This window comes from Pantoea sp. Acro-807 (genome assembly GCF_011752675.1).
In the GTDB taxonomy this organism is placed as follows: Bacteria; Pseudomonadota; Gammaproteobacteria; order Enterobacterales; family Enterobacteriaceae; genus Pantoea; species Pantoea eucrina.
In genome coordinates, this window is the sequence record NZ_VWXE01000004.1 from 80,386 (window position 1) to 103,920 (window position 23,535).

A 23,535-nucleotide genomic window follows, 5' to 3' on the forward strand; every position below is an offset into this window, starting at 1 on the left:
GGAGAATAATTGTCTGGACTAGCGGGGCTACAGATGAACTAAAAAGATAGTTCATTTAACATAATCATGATTATGCGCACTTAAACGCGTGTAAGGCACAGCGCATATTCGCGCGTGCCTTACACCTTGCCGGATAAGTTTATCTGCACCAGACTATTTTGCCGTCAGCATGCCGTGCGGATCCAGCACATATTTGGCGGCAACGCCGGCGTCAAACTGAGCGTACCCCTGCGCCGCTTCTTCAAGCGGGATCACTTTGGCATTAACGATTTTCGCAATCGGCAAACGATCGTGCAGGATGGCGTTCATCAGCTGCCGGTTGTAACGCACCACCGGGGTTTGCCCGGTATGGAATGACTGCGCTTTAGACCAGCCGAGGCCGAACTTCAGGCTCAGGGAGCCTTCCTGTGCTGATTTATCGTGCGCGCCCGGATCTTCCGTCACATACAGACCCGGAATGCCGATATTACCGGCCACGCGGGTGATCTCCATCATCTGATTCAGCACCACCGCCGGCTGCTCCTTGCCGGAATGGCCGCGCGCTTCAAATCCGACGGCGTCGATAGCTGAATCGACTTCCGGCGTACCAGTGACCTGCGCAACCATCTCTCCCAGGCGGTCATGCTGACTCAGGTCGATCGGCACAAACCCCATTTTCCTGGCGTGCTCCAGACGCTCTTTGTTGAAGTCACCTACCATTACCACCGCCGCACCGAGGATCTGTGCTGATGCCGCCGCGGCCAGACCAACCGGACCGGCGCCTGCAACATAGGTGGTTGAGCCGACGCCCACACCCGCATTGATCGCACCGTGAAACCCGGTCGGTAAAATGTCTGACAGCATGGTCAGATCCAGAATTTTCGCCAGTGCCTGGTCACGGTCAGGGAATTTCAGCAGGTTAAAGTCCGCATAGGGCACCATCACATATTTCGCCTGCCCGCCTACCCAGCCGCCCATATCAACATAGCCAAACGCGCCGCCCGCGCGTGCCGGATTGACTGTCAGGCAGACGCCGGTATCGAGTTCACGGCAGCACCGGCAGCGCCCGCAGGCAACGTTAAACGGCACAGAGACAATATCACCGACGTTAAGCATCTCAACGTCAGCGCCCTTTTCGATAATTTCACCGGTAATTTCATGGCCGAGCACCATACCCGCAGGCGCGGTGGTACGTCCGCGCACCATATGCTGATCTGAGCCACAGATATTGGTGGAGAGCACTTTCAGGATCACGGCGTGCCCAATCTTCTTGCCGGCCGGATTAGCAAAGACCGGATCGGCAATATCCTGCACCTCGACTTTACCTGGCCCCTGATACACCACACCGCGGTTGGAATTTGCGCCCATAAAATCTCCATTATATGTTGATATGCACATTAACTGCCGGACACTTACGAAACCGTAAGATAATAAAGAGTGATGACGCGTTAAATCTAATACGCAATAGTGCGTAATTAAACAGGGAATGGATTACGCGTGCCGGAGTTGTGACTGGCTTCATGAATGCAACAAGTGGCTATACAGGAAAACCCATTAAATACATGTAGATAAATATATTAATTTTGAAATATCCGCGTTATGTCGCAAACTGACAGTACAATGTCGCACAGTGATACGCTATTAATTAAAACAGTTATTCGGGCAGGAAATTATTATTATCTCACCTGCCATTTCCTGCTTATATTTGAATAGAAGATAGCGTAATGAATGGCACGCATTATTTACGGTGCGGCGGTTTCTCAAACCACGGCGTGATCAGTAAATGCGGGATAGCGAGCGCAGCGAGCGCGGCAAACAGTGAACGCACGCCGGCGGTATCGGTGGGCTGCATCATAAACATGATCAGTACCGCCAGCAAAATAGCTGCCGTCAGCACCGGCCAGACGGCACGCAGGTAGTCAGCGTAATGTCTGAACCCCAGCAAATCGCGCCGTTCGCGGGTCTGCGGTAGCGCATGCAGGATCAGAAAGCCTACAGAAAAACCGACAAAAGGCGGCAGAAGCAGCAATGCCAGCGTCCCGGCCAGCAGACGCCTGTCGCGCCGTACAATGCCTGTCAGCAACAGCGCTGCGGCGGTAAAGCCGCCCGCTATAGCCAGACCCGCAGTCACGCTATCCGGCATGGCAGATGCCAGCCCGGCCTGATGTAAAATCGTTCTGTACGCTGTCAGATGCAGCGCGGCAGGCGTTGCAATCAGACTGATGCCGCGCGCCAGTCGTTCAGCCAGAGAGCCGTGCGGCGCATCTTCCAGCGCAAAATGGATGGCAGAGGCGAGCAGAAAGCCCGGTAGCGCGATTGCCGGACGCCAGTGCCACCAGAACAGGCACAGCACAATCACTACGCCGTAACCTGCCAGAAAAGCGCACTGCTGTTCGCGCCTGACAATCTCAAGATCGCTTGCACCGTGCGCCATGCCGATAATGCCAATGGCCACGACGGCAAACAGCAGCTGAACCGGCAGCGGGCTGAAAGAGGCAGCCAGAGCTGCCCCCCAGAGCGTCAGCCAGCCGGTATGCTGCCGCAGGATCATACCCGCACGGCACCATCGCGTTTTGCGTAGCGCAACGCTTTTTCCAGATTCGCCGCCGCGTAAAAGGCGTAGAAAACTTTGGCGATAATATCGAGAATCAGAAATGCCCAGATTGAAGCAGGATCAGAAATAATCTTCAGCCCTTCCGGCCCGATCAGAAATACCACCGGATAGATAAACCAGACCACCGTCAGCAGCGCCACGTTTTTGTTGTAGGCGCCTGCCAGTGCGCTGCCCCGCTCCGCCGCCATCGTACGCAGCGGCCCCCACAGCAGATAGATCACGCCGAGGAATGCAGCGCAGGACCAGAAATACCAGACCCATTTTCCTGCTGCGGTTTCCGCCAGCGAGGAGACAAGACCGGTCACAATCATCATCACATCCAGCACGATAATAGCGGTCAGAAAGCCGCCCATCTCGCCTGGCTTGCCATGCTCATGAAAGGCCAGCATAACCAGCCCCGCCAGCAGAATCGGCGTGGTCACAGACCAGTCAGCATAACGCGCCATATAGACCGTCGTGCCGCTGTCCAGGGTGAGGTTGCCATAGCCAAACGCCATTGCCAGATACGCCGTAGCGGCAATAAAAGGCACTGATGCATGCATCAGGGTGTGGTGACGGGAGGGAAACGTTTTACTGCCGGTGGCGTAAATCGCCAGTGATGCAAGCGCCATCACTGAAAATCCAATGAGAAATGCAGTCTGATCCATGTTGATTGCTCCTGTACAGCGGCGTCATTATCACGCCCGCTGCGCTGCCATAGAAAATTAAAAGGTAATGTTATATTCCGGGAGAGAATACGCTTAAAGTATATGGCGCTATTTGTATTGTGCCATTATTCAAAGCCATGATGGTATTAAGGAGAAAGAACTGGCAAAAAGTATCGTCCTCCGCGGGACATTATTTGTTTTTAATCAGGCATAAAATGTAATTTTTTATGTAAAGAAGAGTATACAAAATAGACAATTGCGGTTTAATGAAACAGAAAGTTAATTAATTTACTTTAAAATCAAAAATATAAATAGATGCTGCTGCACCAGCCTGATGTAGTGCACAAAAGGGATTGATGCAGGAAATTTATTTACCTGCATCTCTGATTTTCATTTTCTGCTATCAAAGCAATAACGCTGCTTTAGCGTGCAATAAACCTTTCGGGGAAGTCGGGAGAGAGGTGCTTAACGTCGTCATAGCGGCCAAAAAGGCGATAGCGGTTGCGGGCAATAAGGTTATATATCGCGTTGCTTACCGCATCGGGGAAATAACGCAGCAGCGCAAAAATACGCCAGCGACTGTGAAGGTTTTTCATTACGCGACAGATTGCCTGGGCGCGCAGCCAGTGTCCGTTTTCACCAATCAGCACGATGGTGCGGATATCGTCAACGGGCATGCTGACATGACGCAGCAACGTTTTGCCCTCCTCACTCTGCACGGTGGCAAACCGTACCCGCCGATCCAGCCGGTGTCGCAGCAAAAATGCCACCCAGCCATTGCAGAGTTTGCACACGCCGTCGTAAAGCACTACCTGTTCACCAGGCCTGAGATAGGGAATAGTCATGTAAGCGCCCACGGGATGAAGCGGCGGCATCCTCCTGACGCCGCCAGCCTGCATTAATCGATCAACTTCTCCAGGGAAAGCGGCAGATCGCGAATGCGCTTGCCGGTTGCGTGATAAACAGCATTACTGATGGCCGCAGCCATACCCACAATACCCAGTTCGCCCACAGCTTTTCCGCCCATCAGCGTGGCGTGATGATCCGGCTCACCCACGTCGATAGTGATAATTTCCGGTACGTCAGCGTTAACCGCAATCAGATAATCGGCGAGATTATTGTTCACGATGCGGGCGTTACGCGGATCGACCGCTCCGCCCTCCAGCAGCGCCTGCCCGAGCCCCATCACCATTCCGCCAATCCACTGGCTGCGCGCCAGTTTCGGATTATAAAGCCGTCCGCTGTCAAAGGCGGACACCATACGCCTGACGCGCACCGTACCGAAATCTTCATCCACGCGCACTTCAACAAACTGCGCGCCCCAGCTGTGTGAAGAAAATTCTTCCGGTGTGGTCATCCGCGACATCGAGTGCACCGCTTTATCCCGCTCCTCTGCGCTTTCGCCCGGCTTAAAGGTGCCGTCCGTTACCGCCAGCGTCTCTTCACCGCTCAGCCGCACCAGATCGCCCAGCGACACCGCACGCTCCGGCTGACCTTTCAGGCACACGCCTCCCGCGCAGAGCGTCAGCTGTTCAGCGTCGGTCTGCGGGAACGGCGCATCTGAAGAAGCACCTGCCAGCGCGTAGAGCCGGTCACGCAGCGCCACCGCCGTCTTATGCACGGCACCGGTCAGGTTGCCGGCCAGCTGCGAACCGCCCGCCACGCCGGCACGCGGCAGCCGGGTATCACCCAGTTCAACTTTAATGCGGGTAGAGTCAAGACAGAGCACTTCTGCCGCAGTCTGCGCCAGAATGGTGTAGGTTCCGGTGCCGATATCAGCACCTGCACTCTGCACCACCAGCTCACCCTGACTGTTGAGGATCAGGCGCGCCTCAGCCGGGGCTTTGTTTACCGGATAGGTTGCCGTTGCCATGCCCCAGCCTATCAGCTCGCGGCCTTCGCGCATTGAGCGCGGTGCCATAGTGCGATCTTTCCAGCCGAACGCTTCAGCCGCTGCGCTGTAAGCCTCTTTCAGACGGCGCGTACTCCACGGCAGATTTTCCTGCGGATCCTGTTCTGCATAGTTGCGCAGACGCAGCTCCAGCGGATCGATACCCAGCGCATAGGCCATCTCATCCATCGCCACCTCAAGTCCGAACGCGCTCGGGTTCTCGCCGGGCGCACGCATCCATCCTGGCGTAACGGTGTTGATAGCAGCCACATAATGACGCGAATAGACGTTTGGCACATCGTAGATACGTCCGGTGACTTTGTTCGTCCCTTCCGCGAACGTGTCAATGAGCGAGGTATCGCTCAGTCCTTCATGCAGGATCGCCAGCAGTTTTCCATCCTGTGCGGCACCCATCTCAATAGTCTGCTGCGTCGCCGGACGACCGCCCAGTCCGGTAAAGGTCTGCGGGCGCGACAGCGCCACTTTCACCGGACGCGTCAGCGCGCGCGATGCCACGCAGGCCAGCGCCACATGGGTATAGGGCACGGGTTTTGATCCAAAACCGCCGCCCACATAGGGAGAAATCACCCGAACCTGCTGCTGCTCAATGCCGAGCCATTCAGCTATTTCAGTCTGTGCTCCCATCACCCACTGGCTTGGCTCCCATACCGTGAGCGCATTATCCTGCCATGAGGCGATGCAGGCGTGCGGTTCCATCGGCATGTTATATTCACGCGGTGTGGCGTAGCAGCTTTTGATTTTCACTTCTGCCTGCGCCATCGCCTGCTGCGCATTACCCATTTCAACGGTAGCGCTCTCCTGGCGCTCTGCTGCCGGATCGTCCATCCAGACCAGCGGCTTCGCTTCTTCATAGCGCACTTTCACGAGGCTGGCAGCCCAGGTCGCCTGCTCAAACGTTTCTGCCACCACCAGCCCGATGTTCTGACCGTTATGAATGATTTTGTCATCCTGCAGCGGTGTGTAGGTAGACTGCGCCGCGCCGCCGTCAGCAATGGCGGTGGGCTTGTTGATCTTCAGCGGATTGAGATGGGTATAAATCGCCACTACGCCAGGCTGCTGTTCCGCCTCTGCGGTGTCAATATCCGTCATCCGGCCGCTGGCGATAGTGGACTGCACCACCACGCCATACAGCATATTCTCAGGCTGATACTCCGCCGCATAGCGCGCGGCGCCGGTGACTTTCACCACGCCGTCGCCCCGACTGCGTCCGGCACCGAGTGCCTGATAGTTCTGTTCCTGCTTGTCCATACAATTTCCCCGTTACGCCTTGCCGCCAGCCTGAAGTAGTGCACGTGCAATCACGCGCGGTGTCAGCACTTTTTTGTGCTGATTCTGCGGCAGGGTTTTCGCATCCTGCACGATACGCTCTGCGGCACGACGCAGCGTCTGTTCATCAAACGGCTGGCCGCGCAGCGCCCCTTCCACCTGCTGCGCCCGCCAGGGTTTTGTCGCCACGCCGCCGACGGCGATACGCACGTCGCGGATCCGGTCGCCATTCAGCTCAATACCGACAGCAGCGCTGGCGGCAGCAAACTCATACGAGCTGCGATCGCGCACCTTCAGGTAGTGCGAATGTTTAAGCGCGGCGGTGCGCGGCAGTTCCACCGCGATAATCATCTCATCACTGGCGAGATCGTGCTCGAGATGCGGCGTATCGCCGGGCAGCAGATAGAACTGATCGATCGGGATACGGCGCTCCCGCTGTGCGGCATTGCGCACGATAACCACGGCATCAAAGGCGGTCAGTGCGACAGCCAGATCGCCCGGATAAACCGCAATACAGCTGTCACTGGTACCCAGAATGGCGTGGTTGCCGTTAATGCCCTCCAGCGCGGCGCAGCCCGAGCCCGGATTGCGCTTATTACAGGCGCTGAACGTATGCGGATCGCGGAAGTAAACGCAGCGGGTACGCTGCAGCAGGTTGCCGCCGATGGTGGCCATGTTACGCAGCTGCGGCGACGCCGCCTGCCACAGGCTGTGATAAATCGCCGGCGCTTCACGCTGACACTCTGCGTGATGCTCCAGTTCACTCATGCGCGTCAGCGCGCCAATGCGCAGGCTGTCAGAGCTGAACGCAATTTCACGCATCTCCTGCAGGCCGCTGATATCCACCAGCGCTGCAGGCTGTTCCACGTCACATTTCATTAAGTCAATCTGCGTGGTGCCCCCTGCCAGAAACCGGCTGCTGGCACGCTGCTTCTGCTGCAGCGCCTGTTCAGGGCTGCTCGCCGCAAGGTAGTCAAACGGATTCATCGCGCCTCCGAACTGAGATCGGCGGCGGCCTGCTGAATAGCGTCGACGATATTAGGATAAGCACCGCAGCGGCAAAGATTACCGCTCATATATTCCCGGATCTCATCGGCAGATCCGGCATGTCCTTCGGCAATGCAGGCGGCGGCAGACATGATCTGCCCCGGCGTGCAGTAGCCGCACTGAAACGCGTCATGCTCCAGAAAACGCGCCTGAACCGGATGCAGCGTGCCATCAGGTCGCGCCAGACCTTCAATAGTGGTGACCTGCTGCCCGTTGGCCTGTACAGCCAGCGTCAGGCAGCTCAGCACCCGCTTGCCATTGATATGCACGGTACAGGCGCCGCACTGGCCCTGATCGCAGCCCTTTTTTGTACCGGTCAGCGTCAGGTGTTCACGCAGCGCGTCCAGCAGCGTCACGCGCGGGTCGACGCTAAGTTCAATGGGCTGCCCATTGACTTCGAGGTGCAGTTGTATGTTTTCTGACATGGCTCATTTCCAATAGTGAAAGAATCGATCGGGATGCGCGTTTAGGATCTCTTAATAGCGTGCGCACCCGCTAAGTCTAGACGCTGAGCGCATTTCGGAAGGCGTTGTCAGAAAAAAGGACAAACTTTGTGAGGGATTAGCGCAAAAATGCCATAGCGCAAAGGGCTATGGCTGCCGGAACGGGCTTACTGGCGTGCTGCAAGGCCATTTTTATGGCGCACAATGTCCGCCATAATCGATAGTGCGATTTCTGCCGGCGTTTTGCTGCCAATATCCAGCCCCACCGGCGCGTGAATGCGCGTCAGCTGCTCAGGGGTCAATCCGGCGATCTCCGCCAGACGCGACAGCCGCCGGCTGCTGTTGCGCTTCGAGCCCATCGCGCCGAGGTAAAATGCCGGCAGCATCACCGCTTCCATCATCGTCAGGTCATCGATTCGCGGATCGTGGGTCAGTGACAGAATCGCCGTTGCGCTGTGACACCCCTCACGCTCCAGATAACGGGCCGGAAAACAGCGTATAATCCGCACGCCAGCCTGTAACTCCGCACCCATATTCTCCAGCACCTCATCGCGATGCTCGCAGACCAGCGTCTCAAACCCCAGCGCCTGCGCAAAGTTGGCGCAGTAAATGCCTACGCTGGAGAGACCGGCGATAATCAGGCGCGGCGGCGCAGAGAGCGTCAGCGTAACCTGGTTGCCAGTAATGTGCGCTGCGGTCTGCTGCGTATAGGGGTGCGTCTCTATGCCGGCGCAGGGGTGCGGCAGCAGCAGCGTTTTACTGATGGCTTCGGCCCGAACCAGCGCATCGTGCATCTGACGCAGATAGTGAATGGATGCCGCTCCCTGCGGCAGCTTTTCCACCAGAATATCCAGCACGCCGCCGCATGGCAGTGCCCGGTCAGGCGTCAGCCCGCCATCGCCATAGCGCACAACAGCGCTCGCCTCGCTGAAAGCATCTGCTGCTATGCGCTGGCGAAAATCCTCCTCCACACAGCCGCCGGAGAGCGAGCCGCAGAAGTGTCCATCGGCGCGGATCGCCATCATGGCGCCCGGCGGACGCGGCGAGGAGCCAAAGGTGCTCAGTACGGTACAAAGCCATACCGGATGTGCTTCTGCCCAGTGCTGCGCGGTTTCAAGAACCTGCACATCAAGGTGATACATGAATTGCTCCGTCGTAATGTCCCCCTTTTTTACCTGCAGGGACCTGAATCTTCCTATGAGTAAATGTCACATTTGGCGTTTCGTCTAATCGGCGCGGAATTTTTCCCGCCCGTGACGTTTACCGGCCCCGCCCGCTGCGTCACAATAGCCGGTTCGTATAACGCAACCCTTTACAGGAGTGGTATGAAACCTCTGTTTGTCTACGGTACGCTGCAGCCTGGGCACGATAACGCCTGGCTTCTGGAGCAGATAGGCGGCGAGTGGCTGGCCGGCAGCGTCAGCGGCACCTATTATGCGCGGGGCTGGGGCGCTGCCGCGGACTTTCCCGGCGTGGTGCTCTCACCGGAGGGCGCGCGCGTACCGGGCTATCTGTTTTTCTCGCCGCATCTCGACGCGCACTGGCCGATGCTCGACGCGTTTGAAGAGGGATACGATCGCGTGCCGGTCGCCGTGACCACCGACCGGGGTGAGCAGATTAGCGCCTGGGTTTACGAGCTGCAGCCCGCGACAGAGTAACTATCCTTATCGGATCAGCTGATAAGGAGAGATTATGATTACGCTCTGTACTGCCTGCGGCACCTCTTACGCCGAACCGGCTCCCCGGCGCTGTCCCGTCTGTGAAGATGAGCGCCAGTTTATTCCGCCAGGCGGACAGCGCTGGATAGCGCAGGCGGATTTACGCGCCGCACATACCAACCGATGGCAGCAGCACCTGCCCGGACTGCTTTCGCTGCAGAGCCTGCCGGCATTTGGTATTAATCAGCGCGCTTTTCTACTCTGTACCCCGCACGGCAATATTCTCTGGGACTGCATCGCTCATCTGGATGACGCCACTGAAACGCTGATCCATGCGCTGGGAGGCGTGCAGGCGATAGCCATCTCCCATCCCCACTACTACACCACGATGCAGGACTGGGCCGCCGCTTTCAGCGCCCCCGTCTGGCTGCACGCCAGCGACAGAGAGTGGATCATGCGCGACAGCCCGTGGATCCGTTTATGGCAGGAGGAGGAGCATACCCTGCTGCCAGGCATCACGCTGCTGCGTCTTGGCGGCCATTTTGCCGGTGGCACGGTGCTGCACTGGCAGCGTAATTCGGGGGTAATGCTGAGTGGCGATATTTTGCAGGTAACGCCAGGCGCGGATGCCGTCTCGTTTATGTGGAGCTATCCCAATATGCTGCCGCTCTCTGCCCGGGTGGTGCGCGACATGATGCAGCGGTTGCAGAACCGGCATTTTGCCCAGCTTTACGGCGCATTTGACGGCCGTGAGATCCTGCAGGATGCCGATAGCGCCGTCGCACGTTCCGCGCAGCGCTATCTCAACTGCCTGAAGTAGCGCATAACTTATGCAGTAAAAGCATAAGCCACCTGTTAATTATGGATGTACAGACGTCTGGACGCATATTATAGTCCGGGGCTGACAAGAATAAGGATGCTGCAAACATGAAAAAACATTTACTGACCGCGCTGCTGGCCGCTTCTGTTACGCTGCTTAGCGCCTGCGACAATAATAACGACGAAAAAATCAAAGTTGCGATCAACAGCGGCCCGGATGAACAGCTCTGGCAGACAGTGAAGCAGGTCGCCCATGACAAATATAAGCTGGATGTTGAGGTGATTGCGTTTAACGATTATGTGCAGCCCAACGAGGCGCTCTACAATAAAGACGTGGATGCAAACGCCTTCCAGAGTCTGCCCTATCTTGAGATGCAGTCAAAAGAGCGCGGTTATAAATTTGCGGTAATCACCAATACCTTTGTATTCCCGATTGCCGGCTACTCCCGCAAAATTAAAAGCCTGAACGAACTGCCGGATGGCGCGACGATCACGCTGTCAAACGAAGCCACCACGCTGGGTCGCAGCCTGCTGCTGCTGCAGGCGCAGGGCCTGATTAAAGTGAAACCTGAAGCGGGTCTGCTGCCTACCACGCTGGATATCACTGCTAATCCTAAAAAGCTGAAGTTTGTTGAAGTTGATACGCCGCAGCTGGCACGCACGCTGGACGATCCGCAGGTCTATCTTTCCATCATCAATAACAACTTTGCGGCGCTGGTAAATCTCTCCGCCTCACGCGACGGTATGTTTATGGAAGGTAAAGCATCGCCATACGTCAATGCCATTGTGGCGCGTGAAGATAATAAAGAGAGTGCGAACGTGCAGAAACTGAAAGAGGCCTTCCGCTCGCAGCCGGTACTGGATAAAGCCAACGAGATTTATAAAGGCGATATTATCAAAGGCTGGTAAACGCTGCCTGCTCCACGCCTCTTCTCCGGAGAAAGAGAAGAGCGCGTCATTATTACGTTTTACGGCTCTTCTGAACTATCTGCCGTGGCGTCCCGTCCGGGCCGCCACGCTCTTTTTTAATTAGCAGGCATGATAAATGCAGCATCCGGCTTTGTGCATTGCTTCACAGTTACGGTAAATAATCCTCCGGTTAAATCCTGTAACTGTTTTTTGAATTCTGATCCAGTCAATAGTAAAGCCCGGAAATTAAATAAGTGTCATAACAGTCGGCTAACCTTTAAACCTGATAAAGAACAGGGTTATGCCTTCCTGTTTTTGATCACGCTGTTATTTTATCCTGTTAAAAATCGCCACCTCGCTTTTTTGCCTTCTGCGCCCGCAACGTCTATAAAACCAACAGAATTTGCCTTAAATATCGTCACGCCTGCCCTGCCTGAACATAAAGCCAGGCACTTAGTTCATGCTGAAAAACATTATGCGCTTCGTGCTGTCCGCTCTTTTAGCGCGGTGAATTCATCATGTTGCTGAAAAATCGTTTACCGGAGGATGTATGAGATTCACCCTGAATCCCATTGCGTTAGGAATAGTGGCAGTACAGACCGCGCTCTGCGTCCCATTTGCCAGCCAGGCTGCCGCTCTTGGTCCCTACAATCCCCGCGATAACGATCAACAAAACGGCGCGCTGATTGTCACCAGCGGCAGCCAGACCCTGACCGGCAATCAGGCATTTGAAACAGGCATTGATGGCGCAATAAATACGACGCTCGGGCAGGTCAGCATCGTCTCTGGCGCCGGATTTATCGATGGGGCGAGACTTGATACCGGCCCGCAAAATTTTGCTATTACCGTGCCGGATCTCACCACAGGCGGCAATACGACCTTTCAGGTTTTCGATTCAGCCAGTCTGGTAGCACTGGCACCGGTTAGCAGCACCACCGTGGTGCCAGACCTGCAAAACGTGAATAACAATCAGTATATTAACGCGCGCGTAGCGGATGTAACCGGCAGCGGAAGCTCGCTGGATGTCGCTATCGGGCAGAGCAATGCCAGCAGCAGTGCCAGTACCAATGCCTGGAGCATGGCGGCAAAAAACACCACGCTGTTTCAGGCCAGTAATGGCGGGGTGATTAACTGGAACAGCAATAACCGTATCACCTTCACCGGTTCAGCAGCAGATGTAGCCGGAAGTGGCGCAACTGACAGTCTGAGCGTGCAAAACCTCGCCACTTACCACGGCAGCTTCAGCGTACAAACGCTGGATGGCAGGCGCACCTCTTTTAACGTGACCAATGCCAGTCAGCTGCAGCGCTATAACAACTGGCTGGTGAGTCAGCTGCAAAACGGCAATCTCGCCACGGCCAGTTACCTCAGCGAATTTAATAAAGCCGTCACCCTCACTGATGAACAAATTGTTTACAGCGTCAGCGCCACGCCGCCGGATGAGATCACACAGCCCCTGGGTAACCGTATCGTGATCAATGCTGAGGGTGCCGGTTCACAGATTACTGTTGCCGCAGATAAAACGCTTGAGGCGGTCGGCGCGAACGGCGGTGCCGTGCGGGTTGCATCCGGTGCCAGCGCCACCATCGATGGCAAGCTGGCCAGCCGGGGTACGGCACTCTCGCTGGATGATGCCAGCGCAACTAATAGCAGCAGCGGGGTGATCAACGGCGGCTTTCTCAACCGGATTGACGGCACCGGTGTGGGCGCGGCCAGCAGCAACGCGACGGCGGTTACGGTACAAAACAACGGCAGCTTTACCAATAATGGCGTGCTGAACCTCGGCACCACCGGCAGCAATCTTGCCAATGGCGTCGCTGGTATCCGGCTGGATTCCAGCGCGCAGGCGAGTAACAGCGGGAATATTAACGTTGGCGTTAATGGCTCGGCCGCACGCGGCACCACCTCTGGCGTTCTGCTCACGGCCGATAGCAGCCGCTTTACTAATAACAGCGCGGGCACCATTTACATCGGACGCGGTCCGCAAAACAGCCTGAGCGATAGCGTGGCGGAAACCGCGATGAATCAGAGCGGTCTGACCAGCGGTATTGCCCTGCTGGCGAATGGCAGCGCGATCAGTGAAGGCAGCATCGTACTGGGTTCCCGCGTGCAGAATGCGGCCGGCATGTCCGTCAGCAGTGCGAACAACGCCACGCTCATCAACAGCGGCACTATTGATGTTAACGGCAGTGCGGCGCGCGTGCCGCGCGAAAACACCGGCATGCTGGTCAGTAACAGCAGCGGTACACTGGAGAATCGCGGCACTATCAATCTCAACGGTGTTAACGGCACCGGCCTCAAAGTACTGGCTGGCAATGGCAGTACGGCGGCAGCGAGTTCCACCGGTACGATCAACGTGGCAGGCGGTGCCGATCCCGCCAGCGGCACACGCAACTTTGGCGTCTGGGTAGAGGGACAGGGTAGCGGCACAGCACAGGCTAATGTGGATGGGCGCATCAATCTGACAGGCAACGGTGCAATTGGCGTACACGCACGCGGTAATGCCACCGTGAATGTTACCGAGGATGCGATCCCGGCTTTCAGTACCGGCAGTCAGCAAATCGGCTTCTTTGCCTATGGTCCGAATGCGCTGATTAACGTAGCGGATAACAATGCTTTTGACGTCACCACCCGTAACTCCACGCTGTTTCGTATCGAACAGGGTGCCGAATTTGATGGTTCAGATACCACGCTGACTGCCTCCGGCGCGGGAGGCGTGGCGATCAACGGCACCGGTGCTGACGGCACCACGGTTAACACCCGTAACGCCACGCTGAACGTCAGCGGGATCGGTGCGACGGGCGTAAATATTGAAGGCGGTGCGCTGGGCAATATTGATGCTGCAACCACTATTAATCTCACCGGCAGCAATGCCATCGGGGCGATCGCCGACGGACAAAAACATACGCTGACCGGTGCCAGCAGCCGCGCTCCGGTTGCCGATACGCGACTTATTTCAGCGGCAGAGCTTGATTCGGCGCAGGACGCTATTACCGGCTATCTGGCGCGTAATCGCGCCCGGCTTACCAACAGCGGCAATATCATCTTCAGTGGCGCCAGCACCACCGGGATGCGCGTGGAGAGCGGTGCCAGCGGCAGCAACAGCGGCAATATCAGTATCAGCGGAGGCGGCAGCGGCATCGTGGTTAATAGTGCGGGCAGCACGTTTGCTACCACCGCCAGCAATAGCGGTAACATTGATGTCAATGGCGGCAGCGTACGTAATCGCACGCGCGGCGTGACGGCCAGCGGCGCACTGGCCGTAGCCACGCTTGATGCCGGCACGCTTACCCTGAATGGTGTCGGTGCAATGGGTGCTGAAGCGCTCAGCGGTGCACAGGTTAATATCGCCGCGGGATCAACGCCGATCTTTAACAACAGCAATCAGATCGCTTACCACGCAGCGGGTAGCGGCTCTCGTATCACTTCGGCAACGCGTGCGCTGGACATCACGACTGCGGGCTCCACCGGCTACCGCATTGACGAGGGGGCAGCGCTCGGTTTCACCGCCGCGAGTACGCTCAACGCCAGTGCAGCAAACGCCACCGGCGTCATTGTTTCCGGCAATGGCAGCACGCTAAACAGCACGAACGCCAGCTTTACCGCCAGCGGCGCAGGCAGTACGGCGGTTCGCATCGAGGGAGGCGCGACAGCCACGCTGGACCGCAGCAGCACGCTTAACCTGAGCGGCGAGAATGCCGTTGGCGTACTGGCGAATACGCTGCGCAGCGACCTCAGTAATGCGCTGGATGGCAGCGCTGCCGCAACGCGGGTCACCAGCAACGCCAGTATCCGCGGTGCCGGCGTTGGTGCAACGGGTTTCGATATCACCAATGGCGCTACCCTGATCAACAATGGTGCGCTTAGTCTGAGCGGAAATAACAGTATCGGCATCCGCTCCCGTGCCGGCAGTACCTTAACCAATAACGGTGTGGTCACAATCACCCGCGGCACCGGGCTGGATGTTGCCGGTCGCGGCAGTACGCTTGCGCAGGGTGGCATCATCACTGTTGAAAACGGCGTAGCCGGTGTGCGTATCAGCGAGGGGGCCAGCCTGGCGCTGACCGGTCGTAATACCGCAATTACCGCGCGCGGTACTGCCCACGGCATTTTACTGGACGAGGGGGCCGCCGCGCTCAGCGCCCGCGATGCCAGCATCAATGTCTCCGGCAGCGGCAACGGCATAGAGAACCGGGCAGAACTCAGTAATGTCACGCTCAGCAACCTGACGCTTAACGTCAGCAACGGCAACGGCATTCGTACCGGCGTGGCGTTTGATCCCGCTTCCACCGTCACGGCAAACGTCAGCGGCAACGGCAACGGTCTGAACATTGCGAATGCCGACGGCAGCACGACGCGTGGCGATCTGACGCTGGGTTCGGGCTACGTGTTCAACGTCACCGGCGCAGGCGGTAGCGGGATTCGGGCCAATACCACCGGTGATATTTTCACCGCTGCCAGCGTGAACATTAATAATGCCGCAGGCGGATCGGCGCTGATCTCCAGTACGGCTGGCACCATTGTGAACACCGGAACGCTCCGCTCCGCCAGCCTGAGTGCACCGGTTGTGGATTTACGTGGTGGTAAGACGGTGTTCGAAAACTTCGGCACGATTATTACCGCCACGCCGCAAACTCAGGCGGTGGCTGGCAGCAATGCCGATGACGTTATTTTGCTGACCGAAGGCGAAGTGCGCGGCGATATCAATCCCGGCGGCGGATCTGACACCTTTCGCTGGAGCGGCGGCTCGCTCAACGGCAGCCTGACAATGGGCGATGGTAACAACAATCAGGCCAGCGTCAGCGGCGTCAGCCTCAGCACCACTTACCATCTCACCAGCGGCAGCGGAGCCGGCAACAGTCTCACATTCAGCCAGATCGACGGGCGTGGCGGCAGCTTTAGCGCCGACGATCGCAGCAAGGGCGTCAATCTCGGCACCGGCTGGAGCACCATTAACTTTGCGGATGCGCGCTGGACTCTGACCGATAATCTGCAGCTGGCACGCAGCACCATCAACATTGACAGGGCATCCACCTTGTACGCGGGTAATAATGTACATCCGCTGCTGGCTGGCGGTACGGCCAGCTCGCTGGTGGTTAATAACAGCGGTACGCTGGACCTCACCAACGGTGCCGGTTCACCGGGCAATACGCTGGACATCAACGGCTCGCTGGTGTCGGCGGGCGGTCAGGCCAACCTGATCACCCGACTGAACGAAGGGGGAGCGCCTGGCAATCAATTTACCGATCGCATTAACGTGACCGGCAACGCCAGCGGTACCACGCTGCTGAATGTGCAGCCGGACGCAGCCAGCAGCGGTGCGCTGACCGATCTCAATCGCAACGGTGGCGTGGAAGGCAATGAAGGTATTTCGCTGGCGCAGGTAGGTGGTAACGCGGCTGCCGGCAGCTTTGCGCTGGCGGACGGCTATCTTGGGGCCGGACCGTGGCAGTATCGTTTATACACTTTCGCACCGGGCAGCAGCGATCCGGCGCAGCGCCTGGTCAGCGGCAGCGGGAACCGCTACTGGGATTATCGCCTGGCAAACTATCTCATTTGCGAGAACAGCAGCAGCTGCCAGCCTGCGCTGATTACCGATGCCTTTGGTAGCGAACAAACTTATGACGCGCGTCCGGCCGTGGTACCACAGGTGCCCTCTTATGTTTCAGCGCCCGTGGGGCTGGCTTATTATACCGCTGCCATTGTTGATGACCTGCATAAACGTCTGGGTGAGCTGCGCCACGGAGAGCGGCGCGCTGACGACAACGGCGGCGAGATGTTTCTCCGCTACATTGGTTCTGACCTGAAATACCAGAGCGATCGCAGCTTCCGCAATTACGGATACGATTTTGATCTCGATTACAGCGCAGTCCAGCTCGGTGGCAATCTGCTGCGGCTTGATGGCGATAGCGACTCCCTGCGCGGCGGTATAGCGTATACGCGCGGCAATACGCGCCTGCGCCCGAAGGCAGCGGATGGCTACAGCAGCACCACCTTTAACAGCGACAGCCTGGCGCTCTACAGCACCTGGCAACGTGATAACGGCTTTTATCTGGATGGGGTGTTGTCATTTGACCGGCATCGTGGTGACACCAACATCGCGCGGCAAAAACAGGTGGCTAAGCTGAAAGGAGACGGCTGGACCGCTTCACTGGAGAGCGGCTATCCGTTTGCTCTGGGTGACGGCTATCAACTGGAACCGCAGGCGCAGCTGCTCTATATGCAGCTAAACATGAATGATTTTACCGACAAGGATGGCAGCAAAGTGCGCTACGGCGATTATGACCAGACGATTGGCCGGCTGGGCGCACGCCTCGATCGCACCTGGAGTGATGAGCATCAGCGCCAGTATACGCCCTGGCTGCGGGCAAATTATTACAAAGGCTGGGGCGGCGCGGCGCGGACATCGGTCGCTGCTGCAGATAATCCGGCACTGGGCGCGACGTTTACCAGCGGGCGTTTTGGTCAGATGTGGGAAGCGGGCGCGGGCGGCACGGTGACGCTGCGCAATGACGTTTCGCTCTATGCCGAAGCGGATTACCGTAAAGCGCTCGACGGGAACGGTGCCAAAGGATGGCGCTACAATGCTGGCGTACGCTGGCAGTTCTGAACCGGCCGGAGACACAGGACGCTCCCGACAGGTCGTCCCGTGTCTCCCTGTACCTGCTCTCCAGGCTGACTGAGTCAGCACGCTGTTTATCTGGCTGTTAAACGCGCAGCGATATAAAAAACGCGTAAAAATTTGCGCTCCCGGCGTAAAAATGGTGTGTAAATATTCGCCACCCTCTCCCTGCCTGCGCCGAAAACCGCTATCTTCGCCGCTATAACTCCGGCGCTGAAGAGACCGCGCCTCTCTGTTAACCTGAGCAGGAAATTCATGAAACACCCGCACAAAGCCTCGCTGCCTGCCGGCATGCTGGCTGCTGCCGGTATCGTCTTTGGTGATATCGGGACCAGCCCGCTTTATACCCTGAAAGAGTGCCTGTCGATTCTGCCCGACGGCAGCGTTACACCGGCTGCCGTCATGGGCTTTTTATCGCTCATCTTCTGGGCGCTGACGCTGATTGTTACCCTGAAGTATGTCTGTTTCGTCATGCGCGCGGATGATGACGGAGAGGGAGGCATCCTGACGCTGATGGCGCTGGCGCGACGCGGCGTCAGCAGCAAAGCGGGGCACGCTGTGATGCTGGCCGGTCTCATCGGCGGCGCGTTCTTTTATGGTGACGGGGTGATCACCCCGGCGATTTCGGTGCTCTCCGCCATTGAAGGCATTGAAGTGGTTTCACCGGCGCTGGAGCGGATTGTGGTCCCGCTGGCGCTGGTTATTCTGACGCTGCTGTTTGTCATTCAGCGCCAGGGCACTGAAAAGGTCAGCCGCATATTCGGGCCGGTAATGTTTGTCTGGTTTGCCGCCATTGCGCTGCTCGGCGTACGCGGCATTTTGCTTAACCCGCAGGTGCTTCAGGCGCTGAGTCCGCACTATGCGCTCGACTTTTTGCTGAGCCACTCTGCGCTGTCGCTGGCGGCGCTCGGCATGGTGGTGCTGGCCGTTACCGGTGCCGAGGCGCTCTATGCTGACATGGGGCATCTGGGTAAAACCCCTATCCGCCTTGCCTGGCTGGTTATCGCTATGCCGGCGCTGGTGCTTAACTATTTTGGTCAGGGCGCACTGGTGATGGCGAACAGCGCCGCGATCAGTAATCCCTTTTACCTGCTGGCGCCGGCGTGGGGGCAGATCCCGCTGATTGTGCTCTCGACGCTGGCAACGGTTATCGCCGCGCAGGCGGTGATTTCGGGCGTCTATACGCTGACGCATCAGGCGATACGGCAGGGCTTTCTGCCGCCGATGCGCATTATCTTTACCTCGCATACCGAGTCAGGTCAGATCTACATTCCGGTCGTGAACTGGCTGCTGTTTACCGCCGTGATGCTGGTGGTAGTGGCCTTTCGTGAGTCGTCGGCGCTCTCCTCTGCTTACGGCATTGTCGTGACCGGTACAATGGTGATCACCGCCGGGCTGGCAGGCGTGGTGGCGCAACGCAACTGGCGCTGGCCGCTGCCGCTGGCGGGGCTGTTCCTGCTGATGATGCTGTGCATCGACGTGCCGCTGTTTATCGCAAACCTGATGAAGCTGCTGTCAGGCGGCTGGATCCCGGTGCTGCTGGCGCTGACCATGATGGCGCTGATGCTTATCTGGAGCAGCGAGCGCAACCGGCTGATCCGGCGTCTCGACAGCAGTCAGGCCAGCCTGCTGGCGCTGGTCAGCTCGCTGGAAAAAAGCCCGCCCAGCCGCGTGGAGGGCACCGCCGTGTTTCTGGCGCGTAAAGAGTTTGAGATCCCGCAGGCGCTGCTGCACAACCTTAAACATAACCGCGTGCTGCACCGTCGCGTCGTGCTGCTGCATATCCGCACCGTCGACACGCCGCGCGTGCATAACCAGCAGCGTATAACGCTGACGCCGCTTTCCGCCTCCTTCTGGCAGGTCACTGCCGCCTATGGCTGGCGTGAAACGCCGTCGATGGCTGAGATCCTGCACCTGTGCGGGCTGGAGGGCTTTGGCTGCTCGGTCAATGAAGCGTCTTTCTTTACTTCCCACGACACGCTGGTGATGAAACAGCGTCGTGGTCTGGCGCGCCTGCGCGGCGGCATTTTTCACTTTTGCCAGCGCAATGCGCTGCGCGCTCATGAACAGTTTCATATCCCGCCCAACCGCGTCATTGAACTGGGTGGTCAGCGCGAGTTTTGATCGGGTAAGTGCACCAAAACACAGCATAAACCTGTAAGCAGATGCAACCAGGTTGCTCTAAGAGTGACAAAGTTGTGGCAGAATTTTTCTTAACAACTTATTAGCAATTAAAGCTAAACCAGACGGCGCGGCAGAGTGTTTAGTCACTCTGTCGCCCGCGCTTTTTAAGCCGGGCAGAAAAATGCATAACGAACCCATACCGTGCAATTCTCTCAGGAGCAGGCCTATGAAAGCGTTAATCAATGATGTTATCTCTATTTTTACCCCGCAGGATATTCAGCCGGTGCTGGTGCGTGCCGATCTGACGCCACAGCAGATCGCTTCGCTGCGCCCCACCAGCGTAACCAGCGTGAGCTGGGCAACCTCAATGGAAGATCTGACCGATGCGGTGGTTAAAAAGACGCTGGCTGCCGGGGCGGCGGGATATCATATCAGTGATGTGGAGTCGCATGAGCCGGCGCATGACGGGCACCCGGTGCTGGCGGCGAAAGCGACGCTCTATCACACCGGTGATGAGATTGCGCTAAACGGCTAACGCTCTGCGCCTGCTGAATAACCGGCGGGCGCAATTATCCGCACTTTTATTTGCTTTAAGTTCAGCCTGTGGTTATAAAGAATAACCGCGCAACAGAAGCGGTTATCCTGCTGATATTGACATCGCCTCTCCCGCCTTATTTGCTGCTTATTTAACCTGAATGTAATTATGTAACTTAATTAATCCGCGTAAATAGTTAAATAACTAAAAACAGGTTAATCTTTCCGTAACAATATTTTAATTTGCCATCCGAATTTTTAACGTTCATCTGCATTGAATAAAGAACAGGACTGGCATGAATCAGACCAAAAAAATTGTGTCCGCGCTTTCGCTGACCGCACTGCTTGTTTCTTCAGCGGTTCACGCTGAGAACGCACCAGAAAAAACCGACGTGCTGCTGATTGGCGGCGGGATCATGAGTGCCTCTCTGGGCACCTGGCTGCAGGAGCTGCAACCGGGCTGGAAACAGCTGATGGTTGAGCGTCTCGACGGCGTGGCGATGGAGTCGTCCAATGGCTGGAACAATGCCGGTACCGGTCACTCTGCTAACATGGAGCTGAACTACACGCCAGAGCGTGCAGACGGTTCAATCGACGTTAGCAAAGCGCTGGAGATCAACGAATCATTCATGATCACCCGCCAGTTCCTGACCAGCCAGGTTGAGCGCGGTGTGCTGCACGATCCGCGTTCGTTCATCAACTCTACGCCGCACATGAGCTTTGTCTGGGGTGATAAGAACGTTGAGTATCTGACTAAACGTTACGCCGCGCTGCAGAAAACCACCCTGTTCCAGGGCATGAAGTTCTCAACCGATCACAAGCAGATTGAGCAGTGGGCACCGCTGGTGATGGAAGGCCGCGATCCGGCACAGAAAGTTGCTGCGACCTGGACACCGGTCGGTACTGACGTCAACTACGGTGAAATTACCCGTCAGCTGATCGGCAGCCTGAAAAAAGATCAGAACTTCACGCTGGAAACGTCGTCTGAAGTGACCGATTTCAAACGTAACGGTGATAACTCCTGGCACGTCACGATTAAAGATGTGAAGAGCGGTAAAGATCGCAGCGTTGATGCGAAGTATGTCTTTATCGGTGCCGGCGGCGCGGCCATCAAGCTGCTGCAGAAAACCGGCATTCCGGAAGCGGATAATTACGGCGGTTTCCCGGTAGGCGGCTCATTCCTGATGACCGAAAACCCGGAGATCACCAGCCGTCACCTGCAGAAAGTGTATGGTCAGGCTTCCGTAGGTGCACCGCCGATGTCGGTTCCGCATATCGATGCGCGTAACCTCGACGGTAAAAAAGTGGTGCTGTTCGGGCCGTTCGCCACCTTCTCAACCAAATACCTGAAAAATGGTTCGCTGTTCGATCTGCTGAGCGCGACCACCACCAGCAACGTTATGCCGATGACCCACGTGGGTATCGATAACTTTGACCTGGTGAAATATCTGATTGGTCAGGTAATGCTGAACGATGACGACCGCTTTGCCGCGCTGAAAGAGTACTATCCGAACGCGCGTAAAGAGGACTGGAAACTGATCCAGGCGGGTCAGCGCGTACAGATCATCAAGAAAGATGCGGACAAAGGCGGCGTGCTGAAACTCGGTACAGAAATTGTCACCGATCAGCAGAAAACCGTGGCGGCCCTGCTGGGCGCGTCACCGGGTGCTTCAACCGCTGCGCCTATCACTCTGAACGTAATGAAATCGCTGTTCCCGCAGCAGTTTGCTTCACCGGAGTGGCAGGAAAAAATCCGTACTATCGTGCCGAGCTTTGGCCAGAAACTGAATGGCAATACCGCGCTGACGCAGCAGGTGTGGGATAACACCGCGTCTGTACTGCAGCTGACCAAACCACCTGTCATCAATATGAGCGAGCAGCAGGCCGCGCCGATGCAGGCTAAGCCGCGCGAAGAATCTGCTAAACAGGATATGGCGCTCTAATCGCGACCAGCCCTGAATCCCGAGCCGGACACTGTCCGGCTTTTTTTATGCCGGTAATCCGTTAGCGGAGCGCGCAAAATAGCTGTTGAGCAGTCGCCAGAGATAGTGCGCAGCGGGCGTCATGCGGTGATCGGCGCTGTGCAGCAGCTGACACTGACTCTCGCGCGCAATGCGGTGATCGAGCGGTATCGCGACCAGCCGATCGCAATCGTGAATGCTTCTCAGCGTCTGCGGCGTCATAAACGCCACGCCCTGCCCGGCCAGCGCCAGAGAAACGGCGCTGGTAAACAGGTTACAGCTACAGGCGGGCGTAAAGATGAGTCCTTCACTCCTGAACATGGCATTCAGATAGCGCTGGAGACCAAACTGCTCATCCATGCCGATGAGCCGGTGCTCAGCCAGCTGTGACAGCGTAACTTTATCCAGCGCGGCCAGCGGATGTGAGGGGGGCACGACCGCACAGATCGGACCGCGCCTGAAGCTGTTACAGCGGAGTCCGGGCGGGCCGGAGGGGCCAAAACTCACCGCCATATCCACCTCACCTTTTGCCAGCAGCGTCAGCGTGGTCTGCATATCTCCCGACTGAATATTCACAAAAACCGCCGGGTAAGCCTGAGAGAACTCGGCAATAACGTGACGGATCACTTCGTCTGCCATCCCCTGGCCCACGCGCAGCGTAACGCTGCCGCCGCGCATATGGCGCATATCCTGCAGCTGCCGCTCCAGCTGACGGCGGCGCTGACTGGTCAGCGCATAATCCTCTGCCAGCAGTTTACCCGCATCGGTCAGGACCACATTTCTGCCGCGTCGTTCCAGCAGCGGCAGTTGCAGCGCGCGCTCCAGCTGCGCCAGCTGGCGGCTGATGGCGGAAGCATTGACGCCCAGCGCATCTGCAGCGCGGCGGATCCCGCCGTGCATTCCGACTTCATACAGGTAGCTTATCGATTTTTCGGGATAGCTGGATAATGTCATACTTTCCGCTTATCTGTTGATCTGAGAGCAACAATAATAGCCAGCG

Annotated in this window: 16 protein-coding genes; 7 read left to right on the forward strand and 9 right to left on the reverse strand. The window is 57.2% G+C overall.

What is annotated here, in order from left to right; genetic code table 11:
- Positions 1 to 153: 153 nt before the first annotated feature.
- The 8 genes from fdhA to F3J39_RS11190 all read right to left on the reverse strand — a co-directional run bounded on the left by fdhA (position 154) and on the right by F3J39_RS11190 (position 9,050).
- Positions 154 to 1,347, reverse strand: a complete 1,194-nt coding sequence (gene fdhA / locus F3J39_RS11155) for a formaldehyde dehydrogenase, glutathione-independent (protein ID WP_071668338.1) — start codon at positions 1,345 to 1,347, stop codon at positions 154 to 156.
- A 370-nt stretch (positions 1,348 to 1,717) separates the two neighbouring features.
- Complete coding sequence (locus tag F3J39_RS11160) at positions 1,718 to 2,530, reverse strand: beta-carotene 15,15'-dioxygenase, Brp/Blh family (protein WP_104085651.1); 813 nt, start codon at positions 2,528 to 2,530, stop codon at positions 1,718 to 1,720.
- Positions 2,527 to 3,240: a bacteriorhodopsin gene (locus F3J39_RS11165; RefSeq protein ID WP_071668340.1), complete on the reverse strand. Its 714-nt coding sequence runs from the start codon at positions 3,238 to 3,240 to the stop codon at positions 2,527 to 2,529. The genes F3J39_RS11160 and F3J39_RS11165 overlap by 4 nt, the downstream gene beginning before the upstream one ends.
- Positions 3,241 to 3,662: 422 nt before the next feature.
- Positions 3,663 to 4,085, reverse strand: coding sequence for a DCC1-like thiol-disulfide oxidoreductase family protein (locus F3J39_RS11170; RefSeq protein WP_094111598.1), 423 nt, complete (start codon positions 4,083 to 4,085; stop codon positions 3,663 to 3,665).
- A 53-nt stretch (positions 4,086 to 4,138) separates the two neighbouring features.
- Positions 4,139 to 6,400, reverse strand: coding sequence for a xanthine dehydrogenase family protein molybdopterin-binding subunit (locus F3J39_RS11175; RefSeq protein WP_071668341.1), 2,262 nt, complete (start codon positions 6,398 to 6,400; stop codon positions 4,139 to 4,141).
- Positions 6,401 to 6,412: 12 nt separating this feature from the next.
- On the reverse strand, positions 6,413 to 7,405 hold the full coding sequence (locus F3J39_RS11180) for a xanthine dehydrogenase family protein subunit M (protein WP_166714188.1): 993 nt from the start codon (positions 7,403 to 7,405) through the stop codon (positions 6,413 to 6,415).
- Complete coding sequence (locus tag F3J39_RS11185) at positions 7,402 to 7,890, reverse strand: (2Fe-2S)-binding protein (protein WP_071668343.1); 489 nt, start codon at positions 7,888 to 7,890, stop codon at positions 7,402 to 7,404. The genes F3J39_RS11180 and F3J39_RS11185 overlap by 4 nt, the downstream gene beginning before the upstream one ends.
- Before the next feature lie 185 nt (positions 7,891 to 8,075).
- Entirely contained in the window at positions 8,076 to 9,050 is a 975-nt protein-coding gene (locus tag F3J39_RS11190; protein ID WP_040113498.1) for an XdhC family protein, read from the reverse strand.
- Between the two features lie 183 nt (positions 9,051 to 9,233).
- On the opposite strand from F3J39_RS11190, the gene F3J39_RS11195 reads away from it, so the two are divergent.
- From F3J39_RS11195 to mqo, 7 genes are all read left to right on the forward strand, one after another.
- A complete protein-coding gene (locus F3J39_RS11195; protein WP_040113499.1) occupies positions 9,234 to 9,566 on the forward strand; it encodes a gamma-glutamylcyclotransferase family protein in 333 nt (110 codons plus the stop codon).
- A 34-nt stretch (positions 9,567 to 9,600) separates the two neighbouring features.
- Complete coding sequence (locus tag F3J39_RS11200) at positions 9,601 to 10,386, forward strand: MBL fold metallo-hydrolase (RefSeq protein WP_166714189.1); 786 nt, start codon at positions 9,601 to 9,603, stop codon at positions 10,384 to 10,386.
- A gap of 107 nt (positions 10,387 to 10,493) precedes the next feature.
- A complete protein-coding gene (locus F3J39_RS11205; protein WP_040113501.1) occupies positions 10,494 to 11,294 on the forward strand; it encodes a MetQ/NlpA family lipoprotein in 801 nt (266 codons plus the stop codon).
- Between the two features lie 550 nt (positions 11,295 to 11,844).
- Positions 11,845 to 17,904: an autotransporter outer membrane beta-barrel domain-containing protein gene (locus tag F3J39_RS11210; RefSeq protein WP_166714190.1), complete on the forward strand. Its 6,060-nt coding sequence runs from the start codon at positions 11,845 to 11,847 to the stop codon at positions 17,902 to 17,904.
- A 267-nt stretch (positions 17,905 to 18,171) separates the two neighbouring features.
- Positions 18,172 to 20,040, forward strand: a complete 1,869-nt coding sequence (gene kup / locus F3J39_RS11215; protein WP_071668347.1) for a low affinity potassium transporter Kup — start codon at positions 18,172 to 18,174, stop codon at positions 20,038 to 20,040.
- Positions 20,041 to 20,266: 226 nt separating this feature from the next.
- Positions 20,267 to 20,575 carry a DUF1471 domain-containing protein gene (locus tag F3J39_RS11220; RefSeq protein ID WP_040113505.1) on the forward strand — a complete coding sequence of 103 codons (309 nt, stop codon included), beginning with the start codon at positions 20,267 to 20,269 and terminating at the stop codon, positions 20,573 to 20,575.
- Between the two features lie 295 nt (positions 20,576 to 20,870).
- Complete coding sequence (gene mqo / locus F3J39_RS11225) at positions 20,871 to 22,517, forward strand: malate dehydrogenase (quinone) (protein WP_040113506.1); 1,647 nt, start codon at positions 20,871 to 20,873, stop codon at positions 22,515 to 22,517.
- A 45-nt stretch (positions 22,518 to 22,562) separates the two neighbouring features.
- Here mqo and F3J39_RS11230 read toward each other — a convergent pair whose 3' ends face one another.
- Entirely contained in the window at positions 22,563 to 23,489 is a 927-nt protein-coding gene (locus F3J39_RS11230; protein ID WP_040113507.1) for a LysR family transcriptional regulator, read from the reverse strand.
- Between the last annotated feature and the right edge of the window lie 46 nt (positions 23,490 to 23,535).

Coding starts and splice junctions, on each gene's coding strand:
- fdhA (WP_071668338.1), bottom strand. CDS start 1,347: ATGGGCGCAAATTCCAACCGCGGTGTGGTGTATCAGGGGCCAGGTAAA.
- F3J39_RS11160 (WP_104085651.1), bottom strand. CDS start 2,530: ATGATCCTGCGGCAGCATACCGGCTGGCTGACGCTCTGGGGGGCAGCT.
- F3J39_RS11165 (WP_071668340.1), bottom strand. CDS start 3,240: ATGGATCAGACTGCATTTCTCATTGGATTTTCAGTGATGGCGCTTGCA.
- F3J39_RS11170 (WP_094111598.1), bottom strand. CDS start 4,085: ATGACTATTCCCTATCTCAGGCCTGGTGAACAGGTAGTGCTTTACGAC.
- F3J39_RS11175 (WP_071668341.1), bottom strand. CDS start 6,400: ATGGACAAGCAGGAACAGAACTATCAGGCACTCGGTGCCGGACGCAGT.
- F3J39_RS11180 (WP_166714188.1), bottom strand. CDS start 7,405: ATGAATCCGTTTGACTACCTTGCGGCGAGCAGCCCTGAACAGGCGCTG.
- F3J39_RS11185 (WP_071668343.1), bottom strand. CDS start 7,890: ATGTCAGAAAACATACAACTGCACCTCGAAGTCAATGGGCAGCCCATT.
- F3J39_RS11190 (WP_040113498.1), bottom strand. CDS start 9,050: ATGTATCACCTTGATGTGCAGGTTCTTGAAACCGCGCAGCACTGGGCA.
- F3J39_RS11195 (WP_040113499.1), top strand. CDS start 9,234: ATGAAACCTCTGTTTGTCTACGGTACGCTGCAGCCTGGGCACGATAAC.
- F3J39_RS11200 (WP_166714189.1), top strand. CDS start 9,601: ATGATTACGCTCTGTACTGCCTGCGGCACCTCTTACGCCGAACCGGCT.
- F3J39_RS11205 (WP_040113501.1), top strand. CDS start 10,494: ATGAAAAAACATTTACTGACCGCGCTGCTGGCCGCTTCTGTTACGCTG.
- F3J39_RS11210 (WP_166714190.1), top strand. CDS start 11,845: ATGAGATTCACCCTGAATCCCATTGCGTTAGGAATAGTGGCAGTACAG.
- kup (WP_071668347.1), top strand. CDS start 18,172: ATGAAACACCCGCACAAAGCCTCGCTGCCTGCCGGCATGCTGGCTGCT.
- F3J39_RS11220 (WP_040113505.1), top strand. CDS start 20,267: ATGAAAGCGTTAATCAATGATGTTATCTCTATTTTTACCCCGCAGGAT.
- mqo (WP_040113506.1), top strand. CDS start 20,871: ATGAATCAGACCAAAAAAATTGTGTCCGCGCTTTCGCTGACCGCACTG.
- F3J39_RS11230 (WP_040113507.1), bottom strand. CDS start 23,489: ATGACATTATCCAGCTATCCCGAAAAATCGATAAGCTACCTGTATGAA.